Source organism: Paraburkholderia azotifigens, assembly GCF_007995085.1.
In the GTDB taxonomy this organism is placed as follows: domain Bacteria; phylum Pseudomonadota; class Gammaproteobacteria; order Burkholderiales; family Burkholderiaceae; genus Paraburkholderia; species Paraburkholderia azotifigens.
In genome coordinates this window covers 3,267,630-3,282,179 of sequence record NZ_VOQS01000001.1, presented here as the reverse complement: position 1 = coordinate 3,282,179, position 14,550 = coordinate 3,267,630, and the positions used below count along the sequence as shown (strand labels likewise).

Below are 14,550 nucleotides of genomic sequence, written 5' to 3'. Positions count from 1 at the left end.
TCACGACGCACGTACGGCCGTCATTGCAGCGTCATTCCGGCGTTTCGCCACTCGCTTCACCGCCCACCCGCTCGATCCTCTTCGCACGCGCGACGCGCGGCAGCAGCACTTGCCGCGCCCACTGCGCGCAAGGCCGCTCGATGCGTGTCGCGCTAATGCGCGCGGCCGCGTAGCTCGCGCAGCACGCGAACAGCGCGGCGGCCACGAAGCCCAGCACGGGCGCATGGTGATCGAGCGCATCGAGCGGCGTTTTCAACGCGACGCGCACGATCAGGATCACGACAAAGCTCCAGATATACAGCCCATAGCTGTTCTGCCCGAACGCGGCGACGATCCGCGCGCCCGGATAGCGGCGCGGCAATTGCGCGAGCAGCAGCAACAACGCAGCGGCCGCGCATGCGGCGACCGTCGGCGCGAGCCAGTGCGCGAGGCCGAATCCGGAGCCCGTCGCGTACAGCAGCACGAGCAGCCCGGCGCACGCAGCCAGCGCACACACGGTGCCGAATCTCGACAGCTTCACGCCGTCGCGCAGCAGCAGCCGCTTGCCGTAGCGCGCGAACAGGAAGCCCACGACGAAGCACGGCAATTGCGTCGGCGGCCAGTAGTAGAGGAAGGAATTGTTCTCGACGATGCAGACGTCGTCGGCACAGGCGCCTGTCGACAGCAGAACGGCGCTGAGCAGCATGAGCATTAGCGACGTGCGCCACAAACCGCCGCGCGTGCGCGTTGCGACGAAGATGAGCGGCGCGAACAGATAGAAGCACATCTCCACGCCGATCGACCAGCCGCCGGGCACTACCGTATTCACCGCGCTCGGCACCCACGCGTGAATGAAGACGATGTTCGCGAGCACGTCGGCCATGCTGTGCTGCGCCGTGACCTGCGTGTGGAAATGGGCGGCGAGAACATTGCCGAGCGAATACACGGCAATCGCGACGTAATACAGCGGCGCGATGCGGAAGAAGCGTTTGACGTAGAAGCGCCGCGCGATCAGCGAGCGATCGTCGCCGAAGCGCCTTGTTTCCGCTTCGAGCGTCAGCATGATCGTCACGGCGCTGATCACGAAGAACAGTTGCACGCCGTACTGCCCCATGTCCGCGAAAGCCTGGAGCCACGCGGGCAGCGCGGGCATGAAGAGCGCGAGATGCACGAGAATCACGCCGACGATCGCGAGCGCACGGCCCGCATCGAGCGCGGCGACGCGTGCGGTGTCACGCTCCGCCCGTTGCGCGATCGAGGCGTCCGGCGCGTTTGCGCCCACGCGCCGCACGCAGCGGCTACCGATGCGCTCAAGCCATGTAAGCGTTCCTGTGGAGCTCACGCAAGTTCTCCCCTTGCGGGCCCGGAGGTTCGCCCGCCCGCGCGCACGCGATGCGTGCAGCACTGTGCAGCATGGAATAGGTTCGAATCAGGAAAGCTGCCCGCCGACGGGCATTTCCTCGCGCACCGATGCATTGCGCTTTGCCGGGAACAGCGCATTGCGCAGACGCAGGAACGGGTATTCGACCGCGCGCGTCATCACGTAGCCCGCAATGATCGCGACAGCGGACTGCGCAGCCAGCGCGACGAACCAGATCGCCGCAGGCGGCAGGCCGAGCGCCGTCGTCTTGCGGATCACGATGTCGCCGGGCGCAAGCGCAAGCGAGTGCCACAGGTAGATGCCGTACGAGTACACGCCGAGCCAGGCGATCGCGCGATAAGCCAGTGAATCGCGCACCTTGCCCGAGTGCTCGAGCATCAACACGATGAACGCGCAGAATCCGATCGCCTGAATCGTGTAGCCGATGCTTTCGTCGAGCGGTTCGTGCTTCGTTGCAAGCACCAGCCACGCGACCAGCACGGCGACGATGGCGAGCAGCCAGCCCGTGCGCTTAGCGATGCCCTGATACACGTCGGGCTTCATCCAGTAGATCGCCGCGAGAATCACGCCGTACAGCAGGCTGTCGATCCGGTACTGCGTATAGAAGAACGCAGCCTGCAGGTCGCCGCCCGCCACTTCGAGGCACCGCGCGATCAGCACGACCACACAGATGCCGCCCAGCACGCCGATGATCGAACCCGCGCGCATTTTCCAGCGCGCGAACAGCAGCAGCACGGCGGGCAGGAACAGATAGAAATGCTCTTCGACGGCGAGACTCCACGTCTGCGAAATCGACGTGCCGAAGTAGTTCTGCAGATGCGTCAGGTTCTGCCAGAGGAACGAATCGAGCGGATGGCGGCCGGCGAGCGTATGAAAAAGGATCAGCACGTAATACGCGGGCCAGATCTTGAACATGCGTCGCACGATGAAGCGGCGCGCGTCGACGTGACCCGTTTCCGCGTATTGCCGCAGCAGCAGCCCGCCGACGAGAAAGCCGCTCAGCGTGAAGAACAGGTTCACGCCTTCGCGGCCGAAGTTCTTCAGCGGATACTCAATGATCGAAATCAGCGCGCTGCCCGTGTGATTCACATGGAAGTGATACCCCATCACCGCGAGAATCGCGATGCCGCGGACGAAGTCGAGCTCGACCGACCTGCCCCGCGTCATCGATTGCGCGCTGCCGAATAGCTTCATGCCCGTTCCCCTTTCGACGTCGTTTGCTGGTCTTTGTTTATGAGCCACCATGCGGAGATGCACTGCAAAGTCGTGCCTGCCTCGATGCCCGTTCGCGATCGATTGCGCGCTGCGGGCGGCATCGTCGGCGTGGCGCTTTTTGGCACGCTATTCAGCCATGTTGCTTGCTTGACCGTGCACTCGTACGCCAAGTTGCCGTCCTTGTCGGACAGGGTGGCCTACCCTGCCGAACCGTCTGACTACGGGCTTTTTCCCACATCGTGCGACCCCGCCAGAACCCAGGCCTATTACGCCTGCCCCGGACTTGGCGACAGACCATCCATTTATATTCAGACTCAGCAGTGGCGCGCGCCGCTGACACGATGAACGCACCGCACCGGGAAGGGGAGAATCGTCGATGCGCAACAAGTACGCTACGTTGTGGATCTGGATGTGCTTGTGCCCGCTCGCGCTCGACTACAAAGCACCGGACGCCGACTCGGGGCACGCCGCGCAGGTACTGCTCGTCGCCCCGACGCTCGCCGCCGCGCTCGCGCTGATCTTCATCGCGCCGCGTTTTCGCCAGGCTTCGCCGCTGCGCCGCTTCGTCACGCTCTGCCTTATGCTCAGCGTGCCGGGCAGCCTGATTTCGCAGCTCGTGCAAGGCAACGATTTCGGCAACTATCTGCGGGTGGTGTTGCCGTTTCTGCTGTTTCTCCTCGGCTACGCAATGGCCTGCCATCCCTGGCACGAAAACCGCATCGGACAGATCGAAAAGGCGCTGTTCTGGGCGAACCTGATCTGTCTCGTCTTCACCTTCATCTTCGGCATCGCGACGGGCGGCGGCATGGGCGGTATCGCCGATGTGCGCTTTCGTATCGTCTCCGTGACGCTGCTCGGGCTGCAGGGCGTGTTGCTGCACGAATTCGTGCTGGCGCGGCGCTTTTCGCCGTTCATGCTCGCCGTGTTTCTCGGCACGGTGCTCGTCGAGCTGCTGAGCGTGACGCGCAGCCTGCTGATCGGCACGATGCTGCTGTTCCTGATGGCGGCGTGGATGAGCGCGCCGTCGCTGCGTTATCTGCTGCGCTCGGCCTTGCGCGTGTTCATCGTGAGCGTCGTGCTCGGCGCGATGGCGGCAGCCGCCATCTGGAGCATGCCGTCCGTCAGCGAGCACTGGATGCAGCGCTTCACGGTGGCGGAGAACACGCAGACGGGCAAGGATCCGACGACGATCACGCGCCTCGCCGAAATCAAGGATCAGGTTGATCAGGTCACGTCTTCGGCGCAATCGCTGCTGCTCGGCGAAGGCTACGGTCACTACTATCGCTATTCGCCGCAGTATCTGCCCGATCTTGCCGGCACGATCAGCGAAAAGGACTTCTACGCGATCCACGAATGGGCGGCGGGCCACAACTTCTGGATCTATCAGCTGTTCGCAGGCGGCCTGCTGTTCGGCATCGGGCTGCCGCTCGCGGTGCTGGTGACGTTGTGGCACTGCGCGACCGCGTACCGCCGCTGGCGCGGAAAAAACCCCGGCGCGCCGCTGTTGCCCGTGTTCGGCCGCGCGATCCTGCTGCTGGCCGCGCTGCCCGCTACGTCGATCGGCGGCAATCCGCTCGGCCCGCGTTTCTCGGGACTCGTGTTCGGCGTGGCGCTCGGCCTCACGGTCGCCACGTATTGCCGTCTGCATCGGCAACTGGATTCGAAGGCACGCTCGCGCGTCGAGCCTGTCGCGCCGCAGCCGGCGACGGCCGCGGTCGCCCGGCATGGTCCCGCCCAGCCGCCTGCGCAGCCGCCGCGCCCTGCCCCGTTCGCCGCGGCTTCGGCGCGCGGCACGCTGCAGGATGCGTCGGGTTCCGAACCCTACGATGCAGGCCGCACGCGCGATCTGCGTCAACGAGGCATGCCGGCGTCCGCGTGAACGTACCGAGATGAAAACGACGCGCATCACGCAGATGGTCTCGCTTCATCGCCCGGCAGCGCCGGTCCTTTTCGCACTACGCCGTGTTATCCGCCAATGAAAATTCTTCATCTACTTTCGACAGTCGACCCGCAGGCAGGCGGACCAACTGAAGGTGTACGACAAAGCGGCGTCGCGATGGCGTCGCTGGGCCACGAGATCGAGGTCGCGTCGCTCGATGCCGCCGATGCGCCGCACGTGCGCGATTTCCCGCTGCCCGTGCATGCGCTCGGCCCGGGCCGCAACGTCTACGGCTTCACGCCCGGCTACGTGCCGTGGCTCAGCCGCGAAGCGCAGCGCTTCGATGCCGTGATCGTGCACGGTCTGTGGCAATACCACGGCTTCGGCGCGTGGCGTGCGCTGCGCGCGGCGAAGGTGCCGTACTACGTGTACACGCACGGCATGCTTGATCCGTATTTCAAGCGCACCTATCCGCTCAAGCATCTGAAGAAATGGGCGTACTGGCCGTGGGCCGAGTATCGCGTGCTGCGCGACGCGGCCGCCGTGATCTTCACGACGGAAGAAGAGCGCCTGCTCGCGCGGCAATCGTTCTGGCTGTATCGGGCGAACGAGCGCGTCGTGCCATTCGGCACCAACCCGCCGCCGCCGCATGCGCGCGCGCTGCGAGAGACGTTCCTGAGCGCGTATCCCCAACTGCGCGGCAAGCGGATCGTGCTGTTTCTCGGGCGCATTCACGAGAAGAAAGGCTGCGATCTGCTGATTCACGCATTCGCCGATCATGCGCAGCGCGACCTGGACGCGCACCTCGTGATCGCCGGTCCCGATGCGACGGGCTGGCAGCGTCCGTTGCAGGCGCTCGCACGCTCGTGCGGGATCGAAGAGCGGCTCACGTGGCCGGGCATGCTGCGGGGCGACCTGAAATGGGGCGCCTTCTACGCGAGCGATGTGTTCGCGCTGCCTTCGCATCAGGAGAATTTCGGCGTGGCCGTCGCCGAAGCGCTGGCGTGCGGCCTGCCCGTACTGCTGTCGGAGAAGGTCGGTGTGTGGCGTGAAGTGGAAAGCGATCAGGCGGGCTTTGTATCGAGCGACACAGTCAACGGCACGCAGCGCAATCTGCTGAACTGGCATTCGCTTGACGCCGCCGCGAAGGCGAACATGCGCGAGCAGGCGCGCAGGACGTTCGACGCGCGGTTCGGGATTGCGAGCATGGTGGACTCGTTGACTGCGCTGTTGCAGCCGCAGGCTGGTACGGCTACGGGTGCGGCCCCGGCGCGGGCCGGCGATCAGCAGACGCCGCAGAACTCGCCAGGCGCAGCCGCGATGGTGTCTAAGGTGGCGAAGGCGCCGGCGCGGAGGGAACCCTCGGTGAGTTGATCCCTCGGCGATGTCATTCCGATGGCCAGGACTCGCGATGCGATCCTGGCCATTTGTTTGTATCTGCGTGAATCGCACTCGCCATAAAAAATCCCGCGATCGATAGCGCGGGATTTTTTGATTTCTACGGGCGCACGATGCGCGAGCGAACCGTCTCACATCGCCTCATTGCCCCCCGCCCTGACCAGCGACTGCGCCGCGATCGGCAGCTTGCCCAGCTCCGCGCTCGAGCCGCCGTAGCGCATGCCCGCCGCCTCGCCGATGGGCAGGATGGTCGCCGTATCCGGCTTGCCGAGCCGCTGCGCGAGATGCTCCCCCAGCCGCAACGCGAGCGCCGAGATCGTGATCGTCGGGAAGTTCGCGCCGACGGTCGGGAACACCGAACTGCCCGCGACATACAGATTGCTCACGCCATGCATCTTGCAGTCGCGATCGACGACACCCTCGCGCGGCGAATCGTGCATCCGCGTCGTGCCCATGTGATGCCACGTGCCTTCGAGCTTGGCCGGCCATGACGCGCGGCCCGCGAGCGGTTCGTCGAGTTCGACTTCGGCGACGCCCATCATTTTCAGTTCTTCCGCGAGCAGCTGGAACGTGCGGTCGAACGTGCGCTGCACGAGTTCCGTGAGCCGCCAGTCCACTTTCACGCGCGGCAGGCCGAGACTGTCCTTGCGATCCGACAGCATCACGCGGCTGTCGCGGTTCGGCTCCGCTTCGACGATCGCCTGCAGCTTCACGTCCGAAATCAGCGCGCGCAATTGCAGCAGACGCGTCAGACCGAAGCCAACGGTATCGACGGGATGCGCGGCCATCGTCAGGTAGTCGTCGCGCGCGCGCCGTCCCGGCTGTTCCTTGCGATGCAGCGCCTCGCGGCAGCGGATCAGCGCTTCCGACCCCGCACTGCCTTCGCCGAAGAAGCGCGAGAAGAACCAGACGCGCGAATTGAGCAGCTTCTCGCGCCTGATGACGTCGTGCGTGAGCGCGAACTGCGACGAGATATGCGTGCCGTGCGCCGCGACCACCGGGTTCTGATAGTGGTACTTGATGTCGTACAGCTTGTTGCGCGCCCATTGCTTCGAGAACTTCACCGTGCCCGTCATCAGGCGCGGATGGTCCATGAAGAAGCGGCCCACCAGATCGTTGCCGTTGCCCAGACCCGCCGCCTGCACCTTGTTCGAGGCCAGCAGCAGCCGCGCGTTTTCGATGCCGCCTGTGGCGAGCACGAAGACTTTCGCATTCACGCGAAAGCGCTTGCCCGTGAGCGTCGCGACATCGACGCCCGTGACTTCCGTCGCCTGCGCGTCGGTGTCGATGTTCACGACGTTCGCGTACAGGAACACCCGCACGCGGTCCGAGCGCCGCAATACCTCGCGATACACCTTGCCGAAACGCACAGGCGGGCTGAACTGCGAAACGGTATCGCGCACGTTGCCCGAACTCAGCGGATAGCGGCGCACGTCGTGCCGGTTGATCTGCTGTTCCCACCACGCGGGATCGAAATTGTGCGGGCCGAGCTTGAGCAGCGCATGCGTGCGCAGATAGTACGGAGCGAGTTCTTCAAGGCCGAACGGCCAGCCGCTGTGCGCGACCCAGTCCTTCTTGTCGAAGTCCCACGGGTCGAGGGGCCGGCACCAGCCGCCCCAGCAATTGCTGCTGCCGCCGAGATAGCGGCTCCTGCAGCCGTCAGCGAAGGTATACGGGATGCCGACGTTCTCGCCGCGATAGAGATCGCGCGTTTCGTCGTCGGCCTTGTAGCCGCCGCTTTCGAGCAGGCAGCAATCGATGCCCGCGCGGTCGAGTTCCATCGCGAGCGTGATACCCGCGACGCCTGCCCCGATGATGCATACCGTCGTCGACACAGCGACGCCCTGTTCGACACTGCGGGTATCGATCAACATCCCCTGCTCCCAGCTTGTGTTCTGTTCGTACCTTGTACGGCCGCGTGAAGCAACGTCCGTTCTGGCCCCCCGCCGCGCATGCGAAACAGGCTCGTCATGCGGCAACGCCCTGTGGGTCTGCACGAGCGGGGCGCCTGCGCACGCATACTGCATTCCCGCGCCAGCCAGTGCTTACGTAAGATGATGGCTCTGCGTAAGGCAGCGTATCCGCCAACTTCGCGCTTCCGGCAGACAGAACCATGCATCCCGTGAACGTTATGAGGGGCGGGCCACATCCGCGTCGAAACGCTTGCGGATGAAGCGGCAAGGATTGCCGCCATACACGCCTTCCGCCTCGAGCGAGCGGTGCACGACGGACAGCGGCGTCACGACGGCCGAACGCCCGATCGTCACGCCCATCTGCACGACGCACTTCGACGAGATCCACGCGCCGTCCTCGATGACGATGGGCGCCACGCGCAGATCCATGTTTGTTCGCATCTCATGCGAACCCGCGCTCAGAAAGCTGCCTTGCGATATGCAGACATTCGAGCCGATGCGAATGGGCGCCTGGTTGTAGATCCACACGTCGACGCCGAACCAGCAGTTGTCGCCGACCGTCAGGTTCCACGGCGCCTTCACGCGCACGGGATGCACGAAGCGGCAGTTCGCGCCGATCTTCGCGCCGAACAGCCTCAGCAACGCAACGCGCACCGACGACACGGGCAGCAGCCTGTTGTTAATCACACACGCTTCGATGAAGAACCAGATCAGCTCGGTGAGAAAGCCGCGCGACGCGACGTAATTGCCCTTGCCCGCGAGGCTCAGATCGATCACGCGGCCCGGCGGCGGCGCCGTACCCGAGAGCGGCGAGTCGGGTGGCGCAGCGGCCTCGGTTGCACGCGCGGCATGCTGGTCTTTCATCCGCGCGTCCTGGCCGTCCGCTGCCCGACCGAGGGTCGGACCGAACGTGTTATCCATAGTTTTCTCCAGTCGATGGAAGCGCATCGGTGACTCGACATCCGGCCGCCTTGGCAAGCAAGACCTTGCGCGCCCTGTCGTTTGATTATCTGGCTCATGCGCGCCCATGGATGATGGCTGTCCGTGCCGTGCGGAATTTTGGCGGATCGATGCAGAGTGTCCGTATCAACATGGCAGTACAGGCTTCATGACGTTCGCAGGAGGAAGACGACGATGGCTGTTCATCTCCGCTCGCGGCAGCGCGCGTCGCTCGCTTTGCTTCAGCGCGGCGGGCTGCGTCCGCGCGTGCTGCTGCTGTCCGGGGCGCTGGTGTCAGCGCTCGCGCTGATGCCGCACGCCCATGCGCAGAACAACGCCGCGCAAGGCAACGGACAGAACGCCGCCGCCAACAATGGCAACAACGCCAATGGCAATGGCAACGGCAATGGCAACAACAACGGTGCGCCGGCGCGCAAGACGGCCGCTCAACGTACGCAGGACGATGCGCAACGTCTGCTCGGCGGACCGTCGATGGCGCTCGGCGGCTACAACATGCAGGGCGCGACGCCCGATTCGCAGCGCGATTCGCTGCTCAACAGCGAACGCATGCGCACCGCGAAGCCCAACGCGCAGACCGCGGGCGGCCCGTTGGCGGCGGGTGGCGACGGCCAGGCGGCGGCGCCTGCTGGCGGCGCGCTCCGGCGGCCCGCTCGTGGCGCCGCGGCAGCGAACGGCGGCGCGGGACAGCGCGGCGGCGCGGTGAACGCCGAGCCGGGCGGCGCAGCAACGGCGGTGTACAGCGATCCATACAGCCAGCGCGCCGGACGCGAGGTATTCAAGTCGCCCTGGTAAGCCGCATGCCAGTCCGTACCGATCAGGCGCGGTCCACACAGTTCGCGCCATCCCTGAAGGCCGCTGCCATCGCCCGATAACGGTTCGCATGCGGCCTTCTCTCTGCGCTGCCGGCGCATCCGGCGCGTGTCACTCCACTTCCGATTCTTCGACGCGAGCAGGCAGGATTGGCGAATTCGTCAACGGCGCCGCGACCTGCTTCGCACCCGACGCGTCGCCGCCCGTCAGCAAGGCGAGCCGCGTATCGAGCGTGAGGAGCGTCGAGAGCGGCGACAGCATGGTCTCGGCATAGCGCCGTCCGGCCGCACCAATCGCGGCGCGCTGCTCGCGATCGGCAGCGAGCGCCGCGATCGCGTCGACGAGCGCCTGAGTGTCCTCGGGCGGCACCACCACGCCATTGTTCACGACGGCCTCGTGCAGTCCCGTGCCGGGCCGCGCCATTGCGATGACCGCGCCTCCGCTTGCAAGCATCCCCGTCAGCTTCGACGGCATCACGAGGTCGGCCGCATCGCTACGCTGCGGCAATACGTGAATATCCGCGATATTCAGCAGTTCGTTGAGCGACGAGGCCGGCTGCAGCGGCAGGAAGCGACAGTTGGACAAGCCCTCGCAACGTCTGACGAGATTGTCCCGCGCCGCGCCGTTGCCGCAAAAAACGAAACTGATGTCGTCACGCGCGGCCATGGCGGCCGCCGCCTCGGCGAGTGTTTCGATGCCCTGCTTCGCGCCGATGTTGCCCGAATACAAGACGACCGTGTTGCCGGCGGGAATACCGAGCGTTTCACGGTATTCGCTCATGCGGCCGAGCGGAAAGATGTCGCGAGTGTCGACCCAGTTCGGCAGAAACTCGGTTTTCCCGGCATCGACGCCCTTGCTCACGGCGCGCCGCACCATCTGGTTCGAGATTGACGAGACCACGTCGAAGCGCTTCAACACGAGCCGCTCTATCCAGTATGCGATGCGCGCGGCATGCGCGCTTTTCAGCAGGCCGAGATCGAAGGCGGCGTCGACTTCGTAGTCCTGGATATGCAGCCATGCCTTCGCGCCCGTCGCGCGCGCGAGTGCCAGCGCGCCTGGCGCGCAGGCCATCGTCGGCGCGATCAGCATCACGGCGTCCGGCCTCCATACGGCCTGTCTCGCGAGCAACGGCAGCGACGCCAGCGCGAAAGACGCGAGATGCATCATCCGCTTGAGGCCGCCCGGACGCGGCGGCACCCACAATGGCGCGCGCCAGATGTGCACGCCCCGCATCACGTCGCGCCGATAGCGCCACATCGAGTAGCCGTCCGCGACTTTCCAGTCCGGGTAGTACGGCGGCGCGCAAATGACCCGCACCTCGTGACCGCACTCCATCAGCATCTGTGCCATCTCAGCCGTATATTTACCCGCGCCCGACAGCTCGGGCGCGTAGTTGAGGCCATAGATCAGGATTTTCATGGTCGATTTCCACGACGTGTGTCCGCCATGCGGCAGCGGACAGCGCTACGCCTTTCCCCGTACCGCCACGGCCCCCCCGCCAGACACGGAGCCGCGCGTGCCTCCGATCTCACGCGCCCAGCATCAGCGCGCAGCCGCGCGCGATGTTGGCCGCCGCTGACGGCGGATCGAAACGCCGTATCACGTCCATGCAGCGATGCGCCGACGCCTCGGCATCGGCAAAGGCTTCCGTGGCCTTCAGCAGCGTGCGCTGCAGGCCGGCTACGTCGCCCGCCGTAAATGCATAGCCGCTCTCGCCGTCGTGCACGAGTTCGGGCACGCAGCCGCAGCTCTCGCTGACGACGACGGGACAGCCGTGCGCGAGCGACTCGTTGACGACGAGTCCCCATGGTTCGCTGCGGCTTGGCAGCACCATGCAGGTCGCACCGTAGTATTCGCGCGAAAGCGGTTCGTCCTGCAGGCTGCCGACGAAGGTGATCGCGCCGTCGAGACCCCGCTCCGTCACGCGCTTGCGCAACTCGCCTTCGAGCGGCCCCGTGCCGACGATGCGCAGCTGCGGGTCCTGCAGGCGCTTCGCAATCCCGGCGAACGCGTCGATCAGCGTCGTGATGCCCTTCTCTTCCGACAGCCGCCCCACGTACAGGAACACGTTCGGATTGCCCGCGCGATAGTGCGTCCGCTCGGTGAGCGCGCGCTCGGGCGAGAACGTGACGGGCAGCGCGGCCGCCTGGCAGGGAATGAAAATCTTCTCGCGCTTCGCGCCGAGCGACATCAGATAGTCGCGGCTGCGCTCGCCGAAACCGAAGTAACCGTCGCACAGCGAGAAAAACACGCGCTTGGGAATCGACGTGATGAGCCGCTTCGGGCGGTCGCGCGCCGTCGAATCGCAGAACACGGCACGCCGCTTGCCTGTCACGATGCACGCGGCGAGCATCGCCCAGTACTCGGGGCGGTGATAGCCGGGCAGCACGATCAGATCCGACTTCGCTTTCAGCACTTCCCACACGAGGCGCAACGTCAGGCGCCAGCGCGGCACGTCCTCGTAGCAGCCGTCGAACAGCTTGTGCATCGGATAACGATGGAACGAGTAGTCGACATCCGAGAAACCGATCCGATCATGTTCCGTGTCCGCGATCTGCACCATCGAGTAGCGGATCGCTCCCGACGCCGAGATGTTGTGCAGCGCGGAGAACACGGCGCCCTTGTGCCGTGACCACACTACGTTGTGGAAGATCGTGACTGACGCGCTCATGTTCTTACAGTCCTCATTCTGTCGAATCCGTCGGTTACTCCGGCAAAAAGAACGGACGTCACCCTATCCCGGTCCGGGCAACGTCCGTCACCAGGAACGGTTCATCAGGCACGCGCAGCCATCGCGAACGACGGCGCGGCGCGTTTCTCCCCACGCTTGTCTCCGTACTTCTCCTCATACCGCGCGGCAAACTCGCGATACGTATTGCCGATGCCTTCCGCGAGGCCGATGCTCGCGCGCCAGCCCATCGCGGCGAGCCGCGATACGTCGAGCAGCTTGCGCGGCGTGCCGTCGGGCTTGCTCGCGTCGAACTGCAGATCGCCTTCGAAGCCCACCACGTCGCAGATGGTTTCGGCCAGTTCGCGAATGCTCAGGTCTTCGCCGACGCCGACATTGAAGACGCCCGTGTTCACGTCGTTTTCAAGGACGAACAGCGTCGCCGCCGCGAGGTCGTCGACATGCAGGAACTCGCGGCGCGGCGTGCCGCTGCCCCACACGGTCAACGACGGATCGCCGTGCAAGCGCGCCTCGTGCGCCTTGCGGATCAGCGCGGGCAGCACGTGGCTGTTCTTCAGGTCGTAGTTGTCGTTCGGACCGTAGAGATTGGTCGGCATCAGCGCGACATAACGCGTGCCGTACTCGCGGTTGTAGGCATCGCAGAGTTTCAGCCCGGCGATCTTCGCGATCGCGTATGCGTCGTTGGTCGGCTCGAGCTCCGAAGTCAGCAGATACGATTCGAGGATCGGCTGCGGACACAGCTTCGGATAGATGCACGACGAGCCGAAGAACACGAGCCGGTCGACGTTCGCGCGATACGCCGCGTGAATCACGTTGGTTTCGATCACGAGGTTCTCGTAGAGAAACTCGCCCGGCTGCGTGGCGTTCGCGAGAATGCCGCCGACGCGCGCCGCCGCCAGCAGCACGACGTCGATCTGCTCGCGCTCGAAGAACCGGTTCACCGCCGCCTGATCGGTCAGATCGAGTTCGGCATGCGTGCGCGTGACGAGATGGCGATAGCCGTTCGTCTCGAGCTTGCGCACGAGCGCCGAGCCGACCATCCCCCGATGTCCCGCGACGAAAATGCGTGCGTTCTTGTCCATGGGCATCACTCGTGATGTTCCAGCGCCTTGAAGCCAGCCAGCGTGACGAGCGCATCGCGTCGCGCGATCTGGTAGTCCGACAGCACCATTTCCTTCACGAGCGCCTCGAACGACGTGGTCGGCTGCCAGCCGAGCTTCTGGTGCGCCTTCGACGGATCGCCGAGCAGCGTTTCCACTTCCGTCGGGCGGAAGTAGCGCGGATCGACGCGCACGATCACGTCGCCGGGCTGCACGCGCATTTCGGCGCGCTGGCGCCGCTCGACATGTTCGACGATACCCACTTCATGCACGCCGCTGCCCTCGAAGCGCACCGTGATGCCCAGTTCGGCCGCCGCGCGCTGCACGAACTCGCGCACGCTGTACTGCACGCCCGTCGCGATCACGAAGTCTTCGGGCTGTTCCTGCTGCAGCATCATCCATTGCATGTCGACGTAGTCGCGCGCATGGCCCCAGTCGCGCAGCGCGGACATGTTGCCCAGATACAGCTGGTCCTGCAGGCCGACCGCGATGCGCGCGATCGCGCGCGTGATCTTGCGCGTGACGAACGTCTCGCCGCGCACGGGCGATTCGTGATTGAACAGAATGCCGTTGCACGCGTAGATGCCATACGCTTCGCGGTAGTTGACGGTCGTCCAGTATGCGAATAGCTTCGCGACGGCGTATGGGCTGCGCGGATAGAACGGCGTGGTTTCGCGCTGCGGCACTTCCTGCACGAGACCGTAGAGTTCGGAGGTCGAGGCCTGATAGAAGCGCGTCTTCTTCTCGAAGCCGCAGATGCGGATCGCTTCGAGCAGGCGCAGCGTGCCGAGTCCGTCCGCGTTGGCCGTGTATTCCGGCTCCTCGAACGACACGGCGACATGGCTTTGCGCCGCGAGGTTATAGACTTCGTCCGGCTCGACGCGCTGCATGATGCGCAGCAGGCTCGTCGAGTCCGTCAGGTCGCCGTGATGCAATTGCAGGCGCTGGTCCGGGTCGTGTACATCGCGGTAAAGGTGGTCGATCCGGTCGGTGTTGAACAACGACGAGCGACGCTTGATGCCGTGCACCTCGTAGCCCTTGTCGATCAACAGCTCGGCCAGGTATGAGCCGTCCTGGCCGGTTATGCCGGTAATCAAGGCAACCTTCTGAGTCATCGTATTCTCCTGTGTCGTCCGGGGCCGGCGTCTCAGCGCTGTCCCGTCCCATGCACCCGTTTATTAGATGCCCGCGGGCGCCTTTGCCGCCCCGCCGGACATGCGCTGCTC

At 65.2% G+C, this 14,550-nt stretch carries 11 protein-coding genes; 3 read left to right on the top strand and 8 right to left on the bottom strand.

From position 1 onward, the window contains the following. Window positions 1-31: 31 nt before the first annotated feature. Together FRZ40_RS14715 and FRZ40_RS14710 are read right to left on the bottom strand one after the other, a co-directional pair. Complete coding sequence (locus tag FRZ40_RS14715) at window positions 32-1,321, bottom strand: acyltransferase family protein (protein WP_147234501.1); 1,290 nt, start codon at window positions 1,319-1,321, stop codon at window positions 32-34. A gap of 87 nt (window positions 1,322-1,408) precedes the next feature. Further along, window positions 1,409-2,554: an acyltransferase family protein gene (locus tag FRZ40_RS14710; RefSeq protein WP_147234500.1), complete on the bottom strand. Its 1,146-nt coding sequence runs from the start codon at window positions 2,552-2,554 to the stop codon at window positions 1,409-1,411. A gap of 397 nt (window positions 2,555-2,951) precedes the next feature. Between FRZ40_RS14710 and FRZ40_RS14705 the strand changes: the two genes are divergently transcribed. Both FRZ40_RS14705 and FRZ40_RS14700 read left to right on the top strand, forming a co-directional pair. Beyond that, window positions 2,952-4,454, top strand: coding sequence for an O-antigen ligase family protein (locus tag FRZ40_RS14705; RefSeq protein WP_147234499.1), 1,503 nt, complete (start codon window positions 2,952-2,954; stop codon window positions 4,452-4,454). A gap of 96 nt (window positions 4,455-4,550) precedes the next feature. After that, complete coding sequence (locus tag FRZ40_RS14700) at window positions 4,551-5,828, top strand: glycosyltransferase (RefSeq protein WP_205019771.1); 1,278 nt, start codon at window positions 4,551-4,553, stop codon at window positions 5,826-5,828. 155 nt (window positions 5,829-5,983) lie between these two features. On the opposite strand, the gene FRZ40_RS14695 is transcribed toward FRZ40_RS14700, so the two are convergent. Both FRZ40_RS14695 and FRZ40_RS14690 read right to left on the bottom strand, forming a co-directional pair. Beyond that, window positions 5,984-7,726 carry an FAD-dependent oxidoreductase gene (locus FRZ40_RS14695; protein WP_028371939.1) on the bottom strand — a complete coding sequence of 581 codons (1,743 nt, stop codon included), beginning with the start codon at window positions 7,724-7,726 and terminating at the stop codon, window positions 5,984-5,986. 255 nt (window positions 7,727-7,981) lie between these two features. Further along, window positions 7,982-8,686, bottom strand: coding sequence for a DapH/DapD/GlmU-related protein (locus tag FRZ40_RS14690; protein ID WP_147234498.1), 705 nt, complete (start codon window positions 8,684-8,686; stop codon window positions 7,982-7,984). A 213-nt stretch (window positions 8,687-8,899) separates the two neighbouring features. Between FRZ40_RS14690 and FRZ40_RS14685 the strand changes: the two genes are divergently transcribed. Further along, window positions 8,900-9,517: a hypothetical protein gene (locus tag FRZ40_RS14685; RefSeq protein WP_147234497.1), complete on the top strand. Its 618-nt coding sequence runs from the start codon at window positions 8,900-8,902 to the stop codon at window positions 9,515-9,517. 129 nt (window positions 9,518-9,646) lie between these two features. Here the strand turns inward: FRZ40_RS14685 and FRZ40_RS14680 are convergent, their stop codons facing one another. From FRZ40_RS14680 to gmd, 4 genes are all read right to left on the bottom strand, one after another. Then, window positions 9,647-10,954 carry a glycosyltransferase WbuB gene (locus FRZ40_RS14680; protein WP_147234496.1) on the bottom strand — a complete coding sequence of 436 codons (1,308 nt, stop codon included), beginning with the start codon at window positions 10,952-10,954 and terminating at the stop codon, window positions 9,647-9,649. Window positions 10,955-11,063: 109 nt separating this feature from the next. Continuing rightward, on the bottom strand, window positions 11,064-12,206 hold the full coding sequence (locus FRZ40_RS14675; protein WP_147234495.1) for a glycosyltransferase family 4 protein: 1,143 nt from the start codon (window positions 12,204-12,206) through the stop codon (window positions 11,064-11,066). A 104-nt stretch (window positions 12,207-12,310) separates the two neighbouring features. Then, window positions 12,311-13,306 carry a GDP-L-fucose synthase family protein gene (locus FRZ40_RS14670; RefSeq protein ID WP_147234494.1) on the bottom strand — a complete coding sequence of 332 codons (996 nt, stop codon included), beginning with the start codon at window positions 13,304-13,306 and terminating at the stop codon, window positions 12,311-12,313. A 5-nt stretch (window positions 13,307-13,311) separates the two neighbouring features. After that, on the bottom strand, window positions 13,312-14,439 hold the full coding sequence (gmd, locus tag FRZ40_RS14665) for a GDP-mannose 4,6-dehydratase (RefSeq protein WP_028371933.1): 1,128 nt from the start codon (window positions 14,437-14,439) through the stop codon (window positions 13,312-13,314). Between the last annotated feature and the right edge of the window lie 111 nt (window positions 14,440-14,550).